The 18,396-nt window shown below is 65.1% G+C and carries 20 protein-coding genes; all 20 read left to right on the top strand.

Going from position 1 to position 18,396, the window contains the following annotated elements; genetic code table 11:
• Positions 1-124: 124 nt before the first annotated feature.
• The 20 genes from C5O79_RS02860 (at position 125) to pdxJ (ending at position 18,367) form a co-directional block, all read left to right on the top strand.
• Complete coding sequence (locus C5O79_RS02860; protein WP_046545242.1) at positions 125-760, top strand: DUF177 domain-containing protein; 636 nt, start codon at positions 125-127, stop codon at positions 758-760.
• 98 nt (positions 761-858) lie between these two features.
• On the top strand, positions 859-1,038 hold the full coding sequence (gene rpmF, locus C5O79_RS02855) for a 50S ribosomal protein L32 (RefSeq protein ID WP_006051932.1): 180 nt from the start codon (positions 859-861) through the stop codon (positions 1,036-1,038).
• Positions 1,039-1,167: 129 nt separating this feature from the next.
• Positions 1,168-2,274, top strand: a complete 1,107-nt coding sequence (gene plsX, locus C5O79_RS02850; protein WP_039348406.1) for a phosphate acyltransferase PlsX — start codon at positions 1,168-1,170, stop codon at positions 2,272-2,274.
• Entirely contained in the window at positions 2,275-3,264 is a 990-nt protein-coding gene (locus C5O79_RS02845) for a beta-ketoacyl-ACP synthase III (protein WP_046545243.1), read from the top strand.
• An 83-nt stretch (positions 3,265-3,347) separates the two neighbouring features.
• The gene (fabD, locus tag C5O79_RS02840; protein ID WP_122473696.1) at positions 3,348-4,280 is read left to right on the top strand and encodes an ACP S-malonyltransferase; all 933 of its coding nucleotides are present in this window, start codon (positions 3,348-3,350) and stop codon (positions 4,278-4,280) included.
• A gap of 36 nt (positions 4,281-4,316) precedes the next feature.
• On the top strand, positions 4,317-5,066 hold the full coding sequence (fabG, locus tag C5O79_RS02835) for a 3-oxoacyl-ACP reductase FabG (RefSeq protein ID WP_122473697.1): 750 nt from the start codon (positions 4,317-4,319) through the stop codon (positions 5,064-5,066).
• Positions 5,067-5,210: 144 nt separating this feature from the next.
• On the top strand, positions 5,211-5,450 hold the full coding sequence (gene acpP / locus C5O79_RS02830) for an acyl carrier protein (protein WP_004197638.1): 240 nt from the start codon (positions 5,211-5,213) through the stop codon (positions 5,448-5,450).
• A 166-nt stretch (positions 5,451-5,616) separates the two neighbouring features.
• Positions 5,617-6,849, top strand: coding sequence for a beta-ketoacyl-ACP synthase II (gene fabF, locus C5O79_RS02825; RefSeq protein ID WP_122473698.1), 1,233 nt, complete (start codon positions 5,617-5,619; stop codon positions 6,847-6,849).
• A 12-nt stretch (positions 6,850-6,861) separates the two neighbouring features.
• Positions 6,862-7,326, top strand: a complete 465-nt coding sequence (locus C5O79_RS02820; RefSeq protein ID WP_046545246.1) for a protein YgfX — start codon at positions 6,862-6,864, stop codon at positions 7,324-7,326.
• Between the two features lie 91 nt (positions 7,327-7,417).
• A complete protein-coding gene (gene rpoE, locus C5O79_RS02815) occupies positions 7,418-8,017 on the top strand; it encodes an RNA polymerase sigma factor RpoE (protein WP_006490873.1) in 600 nt (199 codons plus the stop codon).
• A gap of 86 nt (positions 8,018-8,103) precedes the next feature.
• Positions 8,104-8,721: a sigma-E factor negative regulatory protein gene (locus C5O79_RS02810; protein WP_027788009.1), complete on the top strand. Its 618-nt coding sequence runs from the start codon at positions 8,104-8,106 to the stop codon at positions 8,719-8,721.
• A 5-nt stretch (positions 8,722-8,726) separates the two neighbouring features.
• Positions 8,727-9,779 carry a MucB/RseB C-terminal domain-containing protein gene (locus C5O79_RS02805; RefSeq protein ID WP_039348382.1) on the top strand — a complete coding sequence of 351 codons (1,053 nt, stop codon included), beginning with the start codon at positions 8,727-8,729 and terminating at the stop codon, positions 9,777-9,779.
• Between the two features lie 16 nt (positions 9,780-9,795).
• Complete coding sequence (locus tag C5O79_RS02800; protein WP_046545248.1) at positions 9,796-11,298, top strand: DegQ family serine endoprotease; 1,503 nt, start codon at positions 9,796-9,798, stop codon at positions 11,296-11,298.
• A gap of 7 nt (positions 11,299-11,305) precedes the next feature.
• A complete protein-coding gene (locus C5O79_RS02795) occupies positions 11,306-11,548 on the top strand; it encodes a glutaredoxin family protein (RefSeq protein WP_047850505.1) in 243 nt (80 codons plus the stop codon).
• 191 nt (positions 11,549-11,739) lie between these two features.
• Positions 11,740-13,533, top strand: coding sequence for a translation elongation factor 4 (gene lepA / locus C5O79_RS02785; protein WP_046545250.1), 1,794 nt, complete (start codon positions 11,740-11,742; stop codon positions 13,531-13,533).
• A 16-nt stretch (positions 13,534-13,549) separates the two neighbouring features.
• Positions 13,550-14,443 carry a signal peptidase I gene (lepB, locus tag C5O79_RS02780; protein WP_039348369.1) on the top strand — a complete coding sequence of 298 codons (894 nt, stop codon included), beginning with the start codon at positions 13,550-13,552 and terminating at the stop codon, positions 14,441-14,443.
• Positions 14,444-14,596: 153 nt separating this feature from the next.
• Positions 14,597-15,811, top strand: coding sequence for a ribonuclease III (gene rnc / locus C5O79_RS02775; RefSeq protein WP_122473699.1), 1,215 nt, complete (start codon positions 14,597-14,599; stop codon positions 15,809-15,811).
• A 60-nt stretch (positions 15,812-15,871) separates the two neighbouring features.
• Positions 15,872-16,771, top strand: coding sequence for a GTPase Era (gene era, locus C5O79_RS02770; protein ID WP_006476493.1), 900 nt, complete (start codon positions 15,872-15,874; stop codon positions 16,769-16,771).
• A complete protein-coding gene (gene recO / locus C5O79_RS02765) occupies positions 16,758-17,594 on the top strand; it encodes a DNA repair protein RecO (protein WP_011351416.1) in 837 nt (278 codons plus the stop codon). Before era ends, recO begins: the two co-directional genes overlap by 14 nt.
• Positions 17,591-18,367, top strand: coding sequence for a pyridoxine 5'-phosphate synthase (pdxJ, locus tag C5O79_RS02760; protein WP_046545252.1), 777 nt, complete (start codon positions 17,591-17,593; stop codon positions 18,365-18,367). Before recO ends, pdxJ begins: the two co-directional genes overlap by 4 nt.
• Positions 18,368-18,396: the final 29 nt, after the last annotated feature.

The raw sequence follows: 18,396 nt of genomic DNA, 5'->3' as shown, positions 1-18,396 counted from the left end.
CGGCAGGCTTCCGTTGTGGTGGCGCCTGCCGGGTCTTCGGAAGTAAAGTACGTCATCCGTGGATGAGCCGTACGCGAGCGGTACCAAGCCGGATCCGCAAGTCAGCCTGTAGGCAGGAGCGCATATGAACACTTCTTCTGGCAAACCGGCTGCGGCGCTTGATCCGCATGCAATCGACCTGTTCGAGTTCGCCCGCAGCGGGCGGCAGGCAGCAGGTGCGGTGCGCCTCTCGCAACTGCCGCGCATGTTAAACGAAGTACCTGCGGACGCGCCAGATCGCGACACGGTCTTCACATGGCAGGCGGAAGGGTTCACCCAGAAGGAGTTGCAGGACGACGGCGCCGACGGGCAGCAGCCGTATCTGCGCCTTGCGGTGCACGGCCATGCGTGGCTCACGTGCCAGCGCTGCATGACCCCGTACGACCAGACGTTCGACGTCGACATGACGTACCGGGTCGTCGCGACCGAAGAAGAGGCTGAAGAATTTCCGCTCGACGACGATGAAGCCGATGTGATCGTGGGCTCACGCCAGTTCGATCTCGTCGACTTGATCGAAGAGGAATTGCTGCTTTCGTTGCCGCTCGTGCCCAAGCACGAGGTTTGCCCGGCAGTTCACGAAAGCCTCGTGTCGGGTGCGAGCGGTCCTGTGGAAGAGGCGGACGAAGAGTCCGGCGAAGCCGCGGACGAAGGCAAACGGCCGAATCCGTTCGCAGCGCTGGAAGCGCTGAAGAAAGACGGTGACGGCACCAAGAAACACTAAGCAGTTGTGGCGCGGGAAGGCGTAAAGGCTTTGGGCCAGGGTAGTTAAGCGCCGGATCGGGCTGTGTTAGAATCCGGAAAATTATTTAGGAGTTAGTCATGGCAGTCCAGCAAAACAAGAAGTCGCCGTCGAAGCGCGGCATGCATCGTTCGCACGATTTCCTGACGGCAGCGCCGCTGGCAGTCGAGCCGAGCACGGGTGAAGTGCACCTGCGTCACCACGTCAGCCCGAACGGCTACTACCGCGGCAAGAAAGTCGTCAAGACGAAGAACGACTAAGCGTCAAGTCACGCGTTGCGCGCTACGCTTGCCGTTCGCGTGACAACTGGTTCGCTTGACACTTTCCTGGCTCAACAAAAAGGCGGCATTCAACTGCCGCTTTTTTGTGCCTGAAATTCGTCGCATTCCATGACCGTAAAGCTCACAATCGATTGCATGGGAGGCGACCACGGCCCGTCCGTGACCGTTCCCGCGGCAGTCAAGTTCGTCCGCGCGCACCCCGATGCGCACCTGATGCTCGTCGGCATCGAAAGCGCGATCCGCGCTCAGCTGAAAAAGCTGAAAGCCCTCGACGATCCCGCGCTGACCATCGTTCCCGCCACCGAAGTCGTGGCGATGGACGACCCTGTCGAAGTGGCGCTGCGCAAGAAGAAGGATTCTTCGATGCGCGTCGCACTCAACCACGTCAAGGAAGGCGCGGCGCAGGCCTGCATCTCCGCCGGCAATACCGGCGCGCTGATGGCCGTTTCCCGCTACGTACTCAAGACGCTGCCCGGCATCGAGCGGCCCGCGATCGCGTTCGCACTGCCGAACCCGACCGGCTACACGATGATGCTGGACCTCGGCGCGAACGTCGACTGCGAACCGCAGCACCTGCTGCAGTTCGCGGAAATGGGGCACGCACTCGTGGCGGCGCTCGAAGGCAAGGAGCGTCCGACGATCGGCCTGCTGAACATCGGCGAAGAGGTGATCAAGGGCAACGAGACGATTAAGCGCGCAGGCGAACTGCTGCGCGCCAGCACGCTCAATTTCCGCGGCAACGTCGAAGGCAACGACATCTACAAGGGCACGGTCGACGTGATCGTGTGCGACGGCTTCGTCGGCAACGTCGCGCTGAAGACGTCCGAGGGGCTCGCGCAGATGCTGTCGGACATCATCCGCGAGGAGTTCGGCCGTTCGCTGATGTCGAAGCTGATGGCGCTGCTCGCGCTGCCCGTGCTGATGCGGTTCAAGAAGCGCGTCGACCACCGCCAGTACAATGGCGCGGCGCTGCTGGGGCTGAAAAGCCTCGTGATCAAGAGCCACGGTTCGGCCGATGCCTACGCGTTTGAGTGGGCGATCAAACGCGGGTATGATGCCGTCAAAAACGGCGTGCTGGAGCGCCTCGCGCGCGCGATGGCGGATAATTCGGTGTCGCTCGGCGAAGGCGAACACGACGCGGGCGGCGCGGGCCATGCAAGCCCTGCCGCAGGCCATCACGCCGAACCTTCCGCTGCGCAATCCTCTAAAGCATAAATGGCCCAATCGACTCTCTATTCCCGCGTGCTCGGCACGGGCAGCTACCTGCCGCCTGACCGCGTCACGAACCAGCAGTTGACCGATCGTCTTGCGAAGGAAGGCATCGAGACGAGCGATGAATGGATCGTTGCGCGCACGGGTATCCATGCGCGCCATTTCGCCGCACCCGACGTCACGACCAGCGACCTCGCGCTCGAAGCGTCGCGTCGAGCGATCGAAGCCGCCGGCATCGATCCGCAGTCGATCGACCTGATCATCGTCGCGACTTCGACCCCCGATTTCGTGTTCCCGAGCACCGCGTGCCTGCTGCAAAACAAGCTCGGCATCAAGAGCGGCGGCGCGGCATTCGACGTGCAGGCCGTGTGTTCGGGCTTCGCGTACGCGATGGCGACGGCCGACAGCTTCATCCGCAGCGGTCAGCACCGCACGGCGCTCATCGTCGGTGCGGAGACGTTCTCGCGCATTCTCGATTTCAAGGATCGCACGACCTGTGTGCTGTTCGGCGACGGTGCGGGCGCCGTGATCCTGTCCGCATCGGAAGAGCCGGGCGTGCTCGGCAGCGCGCTGCATGCGGACGGCAGCTATTCGAACATCCTCTGCACGCCGGGCAACGTCAATCGCGGCGTGATCGAGGGCAGCGCGTTCCTGCACATGGACGGGCAGGCCGTGTTCAAGCTCGCGGTCAACGTGCTCGAGAAGGTCGCGATCGAGGCGCTTGCCAAGGCGAATCTCGCGCCCGAGCAGATCGACTGGCTGATTCCGCACCAGGCCAACATCCGCATCATGACCAGCACCTGCCGCAAGCTCGGCCTGCCGCAGGAGCGCATGGTCGTGACGGTCGACCAGCACGGCAACACGTCGGCCGCGTCGATCCCGCTGGCGCTCGACGCCGCGGTGCGCGACGGTCGCATCCAGCGCGGCCAGCACGTGCTGATCGAAGGCGTCGGCGGCGGCTTCACCTGGGGCGCGTCGGTCTTCCGCTACTGATCCGCGGCGCGCGATTGCTGCGCGCGGATCCCATCGGCGCGCCATTCGTGCGCGCCGTCCGAATCGATTCAATTGGGGACGATATGAAATTTGCATTCGTATTTCCGGGGCAGGGCTCGCAGGCGGTCGGCATGCTCAACGCATTCGCCGATCTGGCCGTCGTGCGCGAGACGCTCCAGGAAGCGTCCGATGCACTCAATCAGGATCTCGGCAAGCTGATCGCCGAAGGGCCGGCCGAAGAGCTGAACCTCACCACCAACACGCAGCCCGTGATGCTGACCGCAGCCTATGCGTGCTATCGCGCGTGGCAGCAGGCAGGCGGCCCGGCGCCGGCGATCGTCGCCGGCCACAGCCTCGGTGAATACACGGCGCTCGTCGCTGCAGGCGCGCTCGCATTCAAGGACGCGGTGCCGCTCGTGCGCTTCCGTGCGCAGGCGATGCAGACGGCCGTGCCGGTCGGCCAGGGCGGCATGGCCGCGATCCTGGGCCTCGATGACGACACGGTGCGCGCGGTCTGCGCCGAAGCCGCGGAAGCGGGCGTCGTCGAAGCGGTGAACTTCAACGCACCCGCACAGGTCGTTATCGCAGGCAACAAGGCGGCAGTCGAAAAGGCCTGCGAGATCGCGAAGGCGAAGGGCGCGAAGCGCGCACTGCCGCTGCCGGTGTCGGCGCCGTTCCATTCGTCGCTGCTCAAGCCGGCGTCGGATCGACTGCGCGACTATCTTGCGAACGTCGACGTCAAGGCGCCGCAGATTCCGGTCGTCAACAACATCGACGTCGCCGTGGTCAGCGATCCGGCTGCGATCAAGGAGGCGCTGGTGCGCCAGGCCGCGGGCCCGGTGCGCTGGGTCGAGTGCGTGCAGCACATCGCGGGTACGGGCGTCACGCACGTGATCGAATGTGGTCCGGGCAAGGTGCTCACCGGCCTGACGAAGCGCATCGACGGCAACCTCACGGGCGCGTCGGTATTCGATCCGGCTTCGCTCGACGAAGCACTCAAGCTGGTGACCGCCTGACGCGGCGCCTTTTCTCAAGAGACGGATATTCGATTCATGGACAAGACTCTCGATAAACAGGTTGCGATCGTCACGGGCGCATCGCGCGGCATCGGCCGTTCGATCGCGCTCGAACTCGCGCGCCTGGGTGCGACGGTGATCGGCACGGCGACGAGCGAATCGGGCGCCGCCGCGATTACCGCAGCGTTCGCGGAAGCGGGCGTCACGGGCCGCGGCGCGGTGCTGAACGTCAACGACGCAGCCGCCGCCGAGGCGCTGATCGACGCGACCGTGAAGGAATTCGGCACGCTGAACGTGCTCGTCAACAACGCGGGCATCACGCAGGACCAGCTCGCGATGCGTATGAAGGACGAGGACTGGGACGCGGTGATCGACACCAACCTGAAGTCGGTGTTCCGCCTGTCGCGCGCGGTACTGCGCCCGATGATGAAGGCGCGTGGCGGCCGCATCATCAACATCACGTCGGTGGTCGGCTCGGCCGGCAACCCGGGTCAGGTCAACTACGCGGCTGCCAAGGCCGGCGTGGCGGGCATGACGCGAGCGCTTGCGCGTGAAATCGGCAGTCGCGGCATCACCGTGAACTGCGTGGCGCCGGGCTTCATCGACACCGACATGACGAAGACGCTGCCGGAAGAACAGCAGGCCGCGCTCAAGACCCAGATTCCGCTCGGCCGCCTCGGCAGCCCGGAAGACATCGCCCATGCCGTCGCGTTCCTCGCATCGCCGCAAGCCGGTTACATCACCGGTACGACGCTGCACGTGAACGGCGGCATGTACATGTCGTAACGATTTTCGTTTACCATCCGCGCCGTATCCCGTTTTTCAGGCGGATCGGCGCTTGATCGACCATCAAGCCAACGCGCGTTTTGGCGTCAGCAAACCTGATAAAATGCGCGCACTTGTAAATCTGAACTTTCCCTCGGAGGGGTAATGGACAACATCGAACAACGTGTCAAGAAGATCGTCGCTGAACAACTGGGCGTCGCGGAAGCCGAGATCAAGAACGAAGCTTCGTTCGTGAACGACCTGGGCGCCGACTCGCTCGACACGGTCGAACTGGTGATGGCTCTGGAAGACGAGTTCGGCATGGAAATCCCGGACGAAGAAGCAGAGAAGATCACGACCGTTCAGCAAGCGATCGACTACGCTCGCGCAAACGTCAAGGCGTAACGAGCGCCTTTCGCGCTTGTCCGCCACGTCGCCGCGATCTTCGCGATTGACGCGCCATCCTGCCGGCTTCCGCCGGACGGACTAACAGCCACAGGGCTCGCAGGGCTGGTTCCTGTGGCCACTGTGGCTTTTGTTTTTGTCATCCAATAATGGAAAAGAGGTTACCGTGAGCCGCCGTCGTGTTGTTGTTACAGGCCTGGGGCTGATTTCGCCTGTTGGCAATAATGTTGCCGACGGCTGGGCCAATCTCGTCGCCGGCAAGTCCGGTATTGCCACCGTCTCGAAGTTCGATGCGTCGAACCTCGCCTGCCATTTCGCGGGTGAAGTGAAGGGTTTCAGCGCCGAGGAGTACATCCCGGCGAAGGAAGCCCGGAACATGGATACGTTCATCCATTACGGCATCGCCGCCGGCGTCCAGGCCATCAGGGACAGCGGGCTGGAAGTGAACGAAGCCAATGCGGAACGCATCGGCGTGCTGGTCGGTTCCGGCATCGGCGGCCTGCCGATGATCGAAGATACCCACCAGACCTACGTCGATCGCGGCGCACGCCGGATTTCGCCGTTCTTCGTGCCGGGTTCGATCATCAACATGATCTCGGGTCACCTGAGCATCATGTTCGGCCTGAAAGGCCCGAACCTCGCGGCTGTCACGGCCTGCACGACCGGCCTGCACAGCATCGGCCTCGCAGCGCGCCTGATCCAGGCCGGCGATGCCGACGTGATGGTCGCGGGCGGCGCCGAATCGACGGTGTCGCCGCTCGGCATCGGCGGTTTCGCGGCAGCGCGTGCGCTGTCGACCCGCAACGACGATCCGGCCACCGCATCCCGTCCGTGGGACAAGGACCGCGACGGCTTCGTGCTGGGCGAGGGTGCCGGCGTGATGGTGCTCGAGGAGTACGAAGCGGCGAAGGCACGCGGTGCGAAGATCTACGCGGAAGTCTCGGGCTTCGGCATGACCGGCGACGCGTACCACATGACCGCGCCGAACATGGACGGCCCGCGCCGCTGCATGGTCGCGGCACTGCGCGACGCCGGCGTGAACCCGGACGAGGTCCAGTACCTGAACGCGCACGGCACGTCGACGCCGCTGGGCGACAAGAACGAGTCCGACGCGGTGAAGGCGGCCTTCGGCGAGCATGCGTACAAGATCGTCGTGAACTCGACGAAGTCGATGACGGGCCACCTGCTGGGCGGCGCGGGCGGCCTCGAATCGGTGTTCACGGTGCTGGCGCTGCACAACAACGTGTCGCCGCCGACCATCAACATCTTCAACCAGGACCCGGAGTGCGATCTCGACTACTGCGCGAACACCGCGCGTGACATGAAGATCGACGTTGCCGTGAAGAACAACTTCGGCTTCGGCGGTACCAACGGCACGCTGGTGTTCAAGCGCGTCTGACGCCGCAATCGCTTGACGAGTCCATTCGATGCTCCGGCCGGGCGTCCGCAGCGCTTTGCGTTGCGGGCCTCGGCCGTGTCCTATCTCGTGCTGGCCGTGTTCGTCGCTTCGGCTGCCGCGTCGGCCTACCTGTTCTGGGCGCCGCGCGCGGGCGCTGCCGCCGGTGCAGGCGTGGCGGCCGTGACGGCCGCGCTGCTGGCCGTGTGTGCTGCGCGGGCCTGTGCCCGCCGGCTGCCGGCCGAGTTGCAGATCGACGCCTTCGGGGAAGTCGCGGCGTTTGGCCGCACCGGGCACCTGCTGGCGCGCGGCCGCGTGACGGGGCATGCGCACTGGAGCAGCCTGCTGCTGGTGCTGTCGGTCGGGCAGGGCGCCCGGCGGGCCCGGCCGCTGCTGATTCCGGCCGATGCGCTCGACGCCGCATCGTTCAGCGCGCTTTCCGTGCTGGCGAGAACGGCGGGCGCGGCGGGGCGGGTTTGACGGCGGCACGGTTACCTACCGTAACCAGCGGCCGGCGCGGGAACGCTACAATAGCGCTCCGCGTTGCATCCCTAGTTAACGGATTTGTCAGGTGAGTGAAAAAGAAATCGATCAGGCTCTGGTCGAGCGCGTACAGAAGGGCGACAAGGCAGCGTTCGAACTCCTGGTCTCCAAATACCACCGCAAGATCATTCGGCTGATCTCGCGCCTCGTGCGGGATCCCGCCGAGGTCGAGGATGTGGCCCAGGACGCGTTCATCAAGGCGTATCGTGCGCTGCCGCAATTCCGCGGCGAATCGGCGTTCTATACGTGGTTGTACCGAATTGCCGTCAACACGGCGAAGAACTACCTTGCGACGCAAGGCCGCCGGGCGCCGACCTCGACCGAGGCCGATGCTGAGGAAGCGGAAACTTTCTCCGACGCAGACCAACTAAGGGATATCAACACGCCTGAGTCGATGTTGATGAGCAAGCAGATTGCCGAGACGGTCAACGCTGCCATGGCTCTGCTGCCCGAAGAACTGCGTCAGGCAATTACGCTGCGCGAGATCGAGGGCCTGAGCTACGAAGAGATCGCGGAAATGATGGGCTGTCCGATCGGGACGGTCCGGTCGCGGATCTTCCGCGCACGCGAGGCAATCGCTGCCAAATTGCGTCCGCTGCTCGATACGCCCGAAGGCAAGCGCTGGTAAGCGCGACAGGCGGAACGACGCGGGTCGGGGTCTAGTTACGGTTAGAGTCGTGAAGTCACGACGGGGTGTGCAAGATGGGGAGCATCATGGGGTCGGTCAATACGCAGTCGCAGGCGTGCTCGCGCGGCGAGCGCCTTTCCGCGCTGGTCGACGGCGAAATGTTCGATGGCCCGGACAACGGGCAGTTTCTGGCTGAGCTCAACCGCGCGGATCGCGCTGCGTGGGCCCATTACCACCTGATCGGCGATGCGCTGCGCTCGGACGAGCTCGCGCTGTCGCCTGCGCTGAGCGTTGCGTTCACCGCGCGCATGTCGGCTGCGCTCGAAAGCGAGCCGCACCTGCTCGCGCCGGCGGCCGCACCCGTCGCGCGCAAGCTGCTGTCGCTGCGCCGGCGCGTCGTGCCCGCGTTCGCGGTCGCTGCCGCGGCGGCCACGCTGACGTGGATCGTCGTCCCGCAAATGCAGACGGCCGGTGCCCCGGGCGCCGTCCAGGTCGCGTCGGCCGGTGCGCCGCAAGGCGGCAACCTGCAGCGCGTGACGGTTGCGCAGGCATCGGCCCAGCCGGGCCTGCAGGACGTCAACATCATCCGCGACGCCAGCCTCGACCAATATCTTGAAGCGCATCAGCAATTCGCGCAGCAGCCCGTCGTCACGGGTTCGATGCCGCTGATCCGCGCTGCCGTGACCACCACGCCAGGCCAATAAACCCGATGCGGACATTGCAGTTGAATCACGCCATCTCCGGATGGAAGCGGCTGCCGGCCCTCCTGCTTTGCGCAGCCGCCCTGTTGTCCGTTCAATCACTTCCTGCCAGCGCCCAGCAACCGGACGATCCCGTCGCGACCCGCAAGGGTGCCGCCGACTGGCTCGACCGTGTCCAGCAAGCGGCGCAGCAGCAGAGTTACGAAGGCACGTTCGTCTACCAGCGCGGCGGGTATGTGCAGTCGTCGCGCATCGCGCACGTCGCGTCCCGCGACGGCGAGTTCGAGCGTATCGAGACGCTCGACGGCAAGCCGCGCAAGCTGCTGCGGCACAACGACGAGCTGTACACGTTCGTGCCCGAGCGCAAGCTGTGCGTGGTCGAGCGCCGCCAGACGCGCGACTCGTTCCCTGCGCTGCTCGGCGCGAGCGGCGAGCACGTGATGTCCGTCTACGACGCGAAGTCGCTCGGCAAGGACCGCGTGGCGGGAATCGACGCGCAAGTCGTCGAGCTCGTGCCGAAGGATGCGTACCGCTTCACGTACAAGCTGTGGGCCGACGCGCGCACCGGGCTGCTGCTGCGCTCGCAGACGCTCGATGCGAACGATCACGTGCTCGAGCAGATCGCGTTTTCGCAACTGCAGACGGGCGGTGCAAGCGGCGACAAGGCCGCAATCGCGGCCGGCATGCGCAACCTGAACGGCTGGACGGTCGTGCGGCCGCCGGTCGCGACGGTCGACATGGAAGCGCAAGGCTGGCAGCTCGCCCCGAGCGTGGCCGGTTTCCAGAAGATTCGCGAAGTGCGCCGGCCGATGGCTGCGCGTGACGCGGGTGAGCCGCCGATCCCGGTCGATCAGGCCGTCTTCACCGACGGTCTCGCGACGATCTCGGTTTTCATCGAGCCGGCCGAAAAGAATACGCGCAAGGAAGGCGCGGGCAGCACCGGTGCAACGAACGTTCTCGTGAAGCGCCGCGGCGACTACTGGATCACCGTGCTCGGCGAAGTGCCGCCGGCTACGTTGCAACAGTTTGCGTCTGCCATAGAATACAAGGCTTCCAAGTAACGCTACGGCTTCCGACATGATGAAACTCACGCTGCGCAAATGGCTCGCGGCGGCGGCGCTGTCTGCTTGCCTGCCGCTCGTGCCGCATGCCGCGTTCGCGGTGACGGCTCCCGCTGCCAGCCTGCCCGATTTCGCCGACCTGGTCGAGAAGGTCGGGCCGGCCGTCGTGAACATCCGGACCACCGCCAACGTTCCGACGAGCAGCGGTCCGCGCGGGATGCTCCCGCCGGGCTTCGACAACGGCGACATGTCGGAATTCTTCCGTCGCTTCTTCGGCATTCCATTGCCGCAGGCGCCCGGCAACGGTAGCGGCAATGGCGGCGGCAATCCGAAGAATGCGCCGACGCCGGACAATCCGCCCGATACCGAACAGAATCGTGGCGTCGGCTCGGGCTTCATCGTGTCGGCCGACGGTTACGTGATGACCAATGCGCACGTCGTCGACGACGCGGACACCATCTACGTGACGCTGACCGACAAGCGCGAATTCAAGGCGAAGCTGATCGGCGTCGACGATCGTACGGACGTCGCGGTCGTCAAGATTCAGGCGTCGAACCTGCCGGTGGTCGCGATCGGCGATTCGAACAGGGTGCGCGTCGGCGAGTGGGTCGTCGCGATCGGTTCGCCGTTCGGCCTCGACAACACGGTCACGGCCGGCATCGTCAGCTCGAAGAGCCGCAATACAGGCGATTACCTGCCGTTCATCCAGACCGACGTCGCGGTGAACCCCGGCAACTCGGGCGGCCCGCTGATCAACATGCAGGGCGAGGTGATCGGCATCAACTCGCAGATCTATAGCCGTACCGGCGGCTTCATGGGCATCTCGTTCGCGATTCCGATCGACGAGGCGATGCGGGTGGCCGACCAGCTGAAGGCGACGGGCAAGGTCACGCGCGGCCGGATCGCGGTCGCGATCGGCGAGGTGACGAAGGACGTGGCCGATTCGATCGGGCTGCCGAAGGCCGAGGGCGCGCTCGTCAGCAGCGTCGAGCCGGGCGGTCCGGCCGACAAGGCGGGCATCCAGCCGGGCGACATCATCCTGAAGTTCAATGGCCGTTCGGTCGACACGGCGTCGGACCTGCCGCGCATGGTCGGCGACACGAAACCCGGCACGAAGGCGACGGTCAGCGTGTGGCGCAAGGGTCAGGCACGCGATCTGCCGATCACGATCGCCGAAACGCCGGCCGAAACGACGGCGAAGGCCGAGCAGCGCAAGAACGCACCGCAGAAGCCGCGCCAGACCAATTCGCTCGGTCTGACGGTCAGTGACCTGACGGCCGACCAGATGAAGACGCTGAAGCTGAAGAACGGCGTGCAGATCGACGGCGTCGACGGCCCGGCCGCCCGTGCGGGCCTGCAGCGCGGTGACATCGTGCTGCGCGTCGGCGACACCGACATCACGAACGCGAAGCAGTTCGCCGAAGTGACCGCGCAGCTCGATCCGCAGAAGGCGGTTGCGGTGTTGGTGCGACGTGGCGACAACACGCAGTTCGTGCCCGTACGGCCGCGCCAGAAGTAACGCGCCGATGTTCACGCTCTACGGCCGCGGCTGGTGCCACCTGTGCGACGACATGCGCGACGCACTGGCGCCGGTGGCGGCCGAATTCGGTGTCGCGATCGATTACGTCGACATCGACACCGATGAGGCGCTCGTTGCCCGTTACGACGAGGACGTGCCCGTGCTGCTGCTGGACGGGGCGGAGGTATGCCGCCACCGGTTCGACGCCGCCCGGGTGCGCGATGCGCTGACGGCCCGGCGACGAGCCTGACCTGCCTCCGGCGGGCGTCGCTTCGCATGGGGCTTGACCCGGCGGGCGCCCCCGGCGGGCTGCTGCGCGACCCGGCGTCGGAAATACCGCCCGGCGAAGGCCTTTTCGGCTAAAATAAGCCGTTTTTTCACCGACTTACAAGGCGTGCTCCGCAGTCGTCGAGCGCGCCTTTTTCGCTTGATCGGCACTGAATGGATCATATTCGCAATTTCTCGATCATCGCTCACATCGACCATGGCAAGTCGACGCTCGCGGATCGCATCATCCAGGTATGCGGCGGCCTTGCCGACCGTGAAATGGAAGCGCAGGTGCTCGACTCGATGGATATCGAGCGCGAGCGCGGCATCACGATCAAGGCGCAGACTGCCGCGCTGTCCTATCGCGCGCGCGACGGCAAGGTCTACAACCTCAACCTGATCGATACGCCGGGGCACGTCGACTTCTCGTACGAGGTCAGCCGTTCGCTGTCCGCGTGCGAAGGTGCGCTGCTCGTGGTCGACGCGAGCCAGGGCGTCGAGGCGCAGACGGTCGCGAACTGCTATACGGCAATCGAGCTCGGCGTCGAGGTCGTGCCGGTGCTGAACAAGATCGACCTGCCGGCCGCGAACCCCGAGAACGCGATCGAGGAGATCGAGGACGTGATCGGCATCGACGCGACCGACGCGACGCGCTGCAGCGCGAAGACGGGCCTCGGCGTCGAGGACGTGCTCGAAGCACTGATCGCGAAGGTGCCGCCGCCGAAGGGCGATCCGGCCTCGCCGCTGCAGGCGCTGATCATCGACTCCTGGTTCGACAACTACGTCGGCGTCGTGATGCTCGTGCGTATCGTCAACGGTACGCTGCGTCCGAAGGACAAGATCAAGATGATGGCGACCGGCGCGCAGTATCCGGTCGAGCACGTCGGCGTGTTCACGCCGAAGTCGCGCAATCTCGATTCGCTGTCGGCAGGGCAGGTCGGCTTCATCATCGCCGGCATCAAGGAATTGACGGCCGCGAAGGTCGGCGACACCGTCACGCACGCGACCAAGGCCGCCGCCGAGCCGCTGCCGGGCTTCAAGGAAGTGAAGCCGCAGGTGTTCGCGGGGCTGTATCCGGTCGAGGCGAACCAGTACGACGCGCTGCGCGAATCGCTCGAGAAGCTGAAGCTGAACGACGCATCGCTGCAGTACGAGCCGGAAGTGTCGCAGGCGCTCGGGTTCGGTTTCCGCTGCGGCTTCCTCGGGTTGCTGCACATGGAAATCGTGCAGGAGCGGCTCGAGCGCGAGTTCGACATGGACCTCATCACGACCGCACCGACGGTCGTCTACGAGGTCGTGCAGAGCGACGGCTCGAAGATCATGGTCGAGAACCCGGCGAAGATGCCGGATCCGGGCCGCATCGCCGAAGTCCGCGAGCCGATCGTCACCGTGAACCTGTACATGCCGCAGGACTACGTGGGCTCGGTGATCACGCTGTGCGAGCAGAAGCGCGGTTCGCAGATCAACATGCAGTATCACGGCCGCCAGGTGCAGCTCACGTACGAGATCCCGATGGCCGAGATCGTGCTCGACTTCTTCGATCGCCTGAAGTCGGTGTCGCGCGGCTATGCGTCGATGGACTACGAGTTCAAGGAATACCGTTCGTCGGACGTCGTGAAGGTCGACATGCTGATCAACGGCGACAAGGTCGATGCGCTGTCGATCATCGTGCACCGTTCGCAGTCGCAATATCGCGGCCGTGAAGTAGCGGCGAAGATGCGCGAGATCATTCCGCGCCAGATGTACGACGTGGCGATCCAGGCCGCGATCGGCGCGCACATCGTCGCGCGCGAGAACATCAAGGCGCTGCGCAAGAACGTGCTCGCGAAGTGCTACGGCGGCGACATCTCGCGAAAGAAGAAACTGCTCGAGAAGCAGAAAGAAGGTAAGAAACGCATGAAGCAGGTGGGTTCGGTCGAGATCCCGCAGGAAGCGTTCCTCGCGATCTTGCGCGTCGAAGACAAATAACAGGACTGATCCTTTTATGAATTTTGCGCTGATTCTTTTTGTGCTCGTCATCTTGACGGGCGTAGCGTGGGTGCTGGACAAACTGGTGTTCCTGCCGCGGCGTCGCAAGGCGGCCGACTCGGCGATCGAGGAGTTCGATCGCCAGCAGTCGCGCATCGACAAGCGCTTCGCGGATGAAAACGCGGCGCAGACGCGTTCGAAGCTGCGCGACGAGAAGCTGCGCCAGCCGTGGTGGCTCGAGTACACGGCGAGCTTTTTCCCGGTAATCCTGGCGGTGTTCGTCGTGCGTTCGTTCGTCGTCGAGCCGTTCAAGATTCCGTCGGGCTCGATGGTGCCGACGCTGCTCGTCGGCGATTTCATCCTCGTCAACAAGTTCGAATACGGTCTGCGCCTGCCGGTCACGAACACGAAGATCACGCAGGGCAGCCCGCTGTCGCGCGGCGACGTCGTCGTGTTCCGCTATCCGAAGGACGAGTCGGTCGACTACATCAAGCGCGTGATCGGCCTGCCGGGCGATACCGTCGCGTACCAGGACAAGCAGCTCACGATCAACGGCCAGCCGGTGCCCGAAACGCCGCTGCCCGATTTCTTCGACGACGAGCGCCAGAATTACGCGAAGCAGTTCGAGGAAACGATCGGCAACAAGAAGAACGCGATCCTCAACAACCCGGCCGTGCCGCCGTTCGTGATGGGCGCATACGACTATCCGTATCGCGACAACTGCACGTACAACAGCCGCGGCGTGATCTGCAAGGTGCCGCCCGGTCACTACTTCATGATGGGCGACAACCGCGACAACAGCGCGGACAGCCGCTACTGGGGTTTCGTGCCGGACCAGAACATCGTCGGCCGCGCGTTCTTCATCTGGATGAACTTCAGCGACCTGAAGCGTATCGGTTCCTTCAACTGATCGCATTCGACTCACTCGCACTACGCAACGCACGGGCCGCGTCGCGTAGTGCTGAACTACTTTAAGAACCGGCGGTAACACCGCTTCGTCACGCCTTTTGCGTCCGGTCGTGCCGTTTCGGCCCGACCGGGCGCCCGCGTTATACTCCTGCACATGCCCTCATCCCAGTTGGAAAGCCGGCTGCGCTACGAATTTCGCAATGCGGAATTGTTGCGCCAGGCTTTGACCCATCGCAGTCACAGTGCCACGCACAACGAACGGCTCGAGTTTCTCGGCGATTCCGTTCTGAATTGCGCGGTGGCCGCCCTTTTGTTCCAGCGTTTCGGCAAGCTGGACGAAGGCGATCTGTCGCGCGTACGCGCCAACCTCGTCAAACAGCAGTCGCTGTACGAAATTGCTCAGGCCCTGAATATTTCGGACGGGCTGCGACTCGGCGAGGGCGAACTGCGCAGCGGCGGGTTCCGCCGCCCGTCGATCCTCGCGGACGCGTTCGAAGCCATCATCGGGGCCGTGTTCCTCGATGGCGGCTTCGAAGCCGCCCAAGGGGTCATCAAGCGCCTCTATATCCCGATTCTCGACCACATCGATCCGCGCACGCTCGGCAAGGACGCGAAGACGCTGCTGCAGGAATACCTGCAGGGGCACAAGATCGCGCTGCCGACCTACACGGTGGTCGCGACGCATGGTGCAGCGCACAATCAGCAATTCGAAGTCGAATGCACGGTGCCGAAGCTCGACGTGAAGGTGTCGGGCTCCGGTGCGAGCCGGCGCGCAGCCGAGCAGGCTGCCGCGAAGAAGGCGCTCGATGAAGTGATGGCGGCCGCGCCGATGTTGGCGGCAAAGCCGAAGCGCTCGAAAAACGCGCGCGGGTCGAAACACGTCGAACCCGAAATCGTGCCGGGCGTGAAGGGCGTGCAGGAAGCGCTCGACCTGCGCTCGCCGGAGCGGAAGGAACGCGCGGCGGCGCGCGAGGCGAGGGCGGCCGGTGCGGCACCCGCGGCCACCGCTGCGACCGGTACCGAGCCGGCCGCGGCGCCGATGGCCGCGATTCGCGCGGCGCATGTCGACGCGGCGGCGGAAAAGGGCGACCGGGCGGCGAAGCCTGCGGCGGACAAGGCTGCCGAGCGAGCCGACAAGGCCACGGAGAAGCCCGCGGAAGCCGTGCCCGCTGCACGTGCAGCCGACAAGCCGGCTGGCCAGGCCGCCGATCCTGCATCGTCGTCCGCCGACAAGTCTTCCGCCGGTACCGACCCCGCTTCGCGTGCGGCTGCGCGCACACGCGACGCCGCGGCACCGGATTCCGAGACGCCGCCCGGCGGCGCGAGCCTCGCCGCCGCTCAGGCGCGCGTGGCCGATGCCGACCACTGAATTGCCCATCGATCGTGCCGCGCGCCGCGCGGCCGTTTCCGAACCTGTCTCCCAAACGATATGAACACTCCCGCTCCTACCGGTTTCCGTTGCGGCATGATCGCGATCGTGGGCCGCCCGAACGTCGGCAAGTCGACGTTGATGAACGCACTCGTCGGCCAGAAGATCAGCATCACGTCGCGCAAGGCGCAGACGACCCGCCACCGCATCACCGGCATCAATACGTTCGACGACGCGCAATTCGTGTTCGTCGACACGCCGGGCTTCCAGACCCGCCACAGCACCGCGCTGAACCGTTCGCTGAATCGCGCGGTCACGTCGACGCTCACGTCGGTCGACGTGATCCTGTTCGTGATCGAGGCCGGCCGCTTCGGGCCGGACGACCAGAAGGTGCTCGACCTGATCCCGCCCGGCATGCCGACGCTGCTGATCGCGAACAAGATCGATCGCGTGAACGACAAGGCCACGCTGTTCCCGTTCATGCAGAAGGTGAGCGAGCTGCGCGAATTCACCGAGCTCGTGCCGCTGTCGGCGCAGAAGCCGGAAGACATCAAGCGCCTGCTGGACACGATCAAGCCGTACCTGCCGGAAGGCGAGCCGATCTACGGCGAGGACGAGCTGACCGACCGCAGCTCGCGTTTCCTCGCCGCCGAAATCCTGCGCGAGAAGGTGTTCCGCTGGACCGGCGACGAATTGCCGTACACGAGCACCGTGCTGATCGACAAGTTCGAGGAGGAAGGGCGCCTGAAGCGTATCTTCGCGACGATCCTCGTCGAGCGCGATTCGCACAAGGCAATGGTGATCGGCAAGAAGGGCGAGAAGCTCAAGCAGATCAGCACCGAGGCGCGGATGGACATGGAGAAGCTGTTCGACGGCCCCGTGTACCTCGAGACCTTCGTGAAGGTGAAGAGCGGCTGGGCCGACAACGAGGCGGGGCTGCGCGCCTATGGGTACGAATGACGCGCTGACGTCGACTGAAGATGCGGTGACGGCCGGCGCGAACGACGCGCCGCTGCCGGCACCGCCTGAACCGCCGCGCAAGGCGCGGCGCGCGACGTCACGCACGTCCGATTTCCGTGTCGCCGAGCAGCCGGCATACGTGCTGCACAGTTATCCCTATCGGGAAACGAGCCTGATCATCGACGTGCTGACGCGTGATCATGGCCGGCTCGCGCTCGTCGCGAAGGGCGCGAAGCGCCCGCACTCCGCGCTGCGCGGCGTACTGCAGACCTTCCAGCCGCTGCTGCTGTCCTGGTCGGGCAAATCCGAGGTGCGCACGCTGACGGGCGCCGAGTGGGTCGGCGGGATGCTGCCGCTCGGCGGCGACGGGCTCTTGTGCGGTTTCTACGCGAACGAGCTGCTCGTGAAATTCTGCGCCCGCGAAGATCCCCAGCCGCCGCTCTTCAATCATTACGTGCTGACTCTCACGCGCCTCGCGCACGGCGAACCCGCGGTGCAGGTGCTGCGCTCGTTCGAGCGCGTGCTGCTGCGCGAGACCGGCTACGCGATGGCGCTGAACCGGACGGTCGCGCGCCGCGCGGTCGAGCCTGACCGTCGCTACGTGTTCGATCCCGAGCGTGGCGTGCGCAATGCGGACGACGAAGTCCCATCGCACTGGCCGGTCATTTCCGGACAGACGTTGCTCGACATGGAGCAGGACGATTACCATCGAGCCCAGACGGTTGCGCAAAGCAAGACGCTGATGCGCTTCCTGCTGAACACCTATCTCGGCGGTACGCCGCTTGCCACGCGTCAGATCCTGATCGACCTGCAAAACCTATGAGCTTCTTCCTGACAACGCCCACCGCCATCGACCTCGGCGTCAACATCGACCACGTCGCGACGCTGCGCAATGTGCGCGGCACGACCTATCCCGATCCGATCCGCGCGGCGCTCGCCGCCGAAGAAGCCGGTGCGGATGCGATCACGCTGCACCTGCGCGAGGATCGCCGCCACATCGTCGATGCGGATGTGCGCAAGCTGCGCCCGTTGCTGAAGACGCGCATGAACCTCGAATGCGCAGTGACTGCCGAGATGCTCGATATCGCATGCGAAGTGCGTCCGCACGACGCGTGCCTCGTGCCCGAGAAGCGCGAGGAACTGACGACCGAAGGCGGTCTCGATGTCGCCGGCCACTTCGAAGCCGTGCGTGCGGCATGCAAGCAGCTCGCCGACGTGGGTGTGCGCGTGTCGCTGTTCATCGACCCGGACGAGACGCAGATCCGTGCCGCGCACGAAGCGGGCGCGCCGGTGATCGAGCTGCATACGGGCCGTTACGCCGAAGCGCACGACGAAGCCGAGCAGCAGCGCGAATACGAGCGCATCGTCGCGGGCGTTCAGGCCGGCGCGCAGCTCGGCCTGAAGGTCAATGCCGGCCACGGCCTGCACTACACGAACGTGCAGCAGATCGCCGCGATCGACGGCATCGTCGAACTGAACATCGGCCACGCGATCGTCGCGCACGCGATTTTCGCGGGCTGGGACAACGCCGTGCGCGAAATGAAGGCGATCATGGTCGCCGCACGCGTTGCCGCGCTGCATGGCGGCGCGCGCTGAAGATGAAATGCCGCCGCGCGTCGCGCGTC

The sequence above is a fragment of the Burkholderia sp. SRS-25 genome (assembly GCF_004343765.1).
Classification (GTDB): Bacteria; Pseudomonadota; Gammaproteobacteria; order Burkholderiales; family Burkholderiaceae; genus Burkholderia; species Burkholderia contaminans.
The sequence above is the reverse complement of the archived record's forward strand: the minus strand, read 5'-3'. Positions and strand labels throughout refer to the sequence as shown.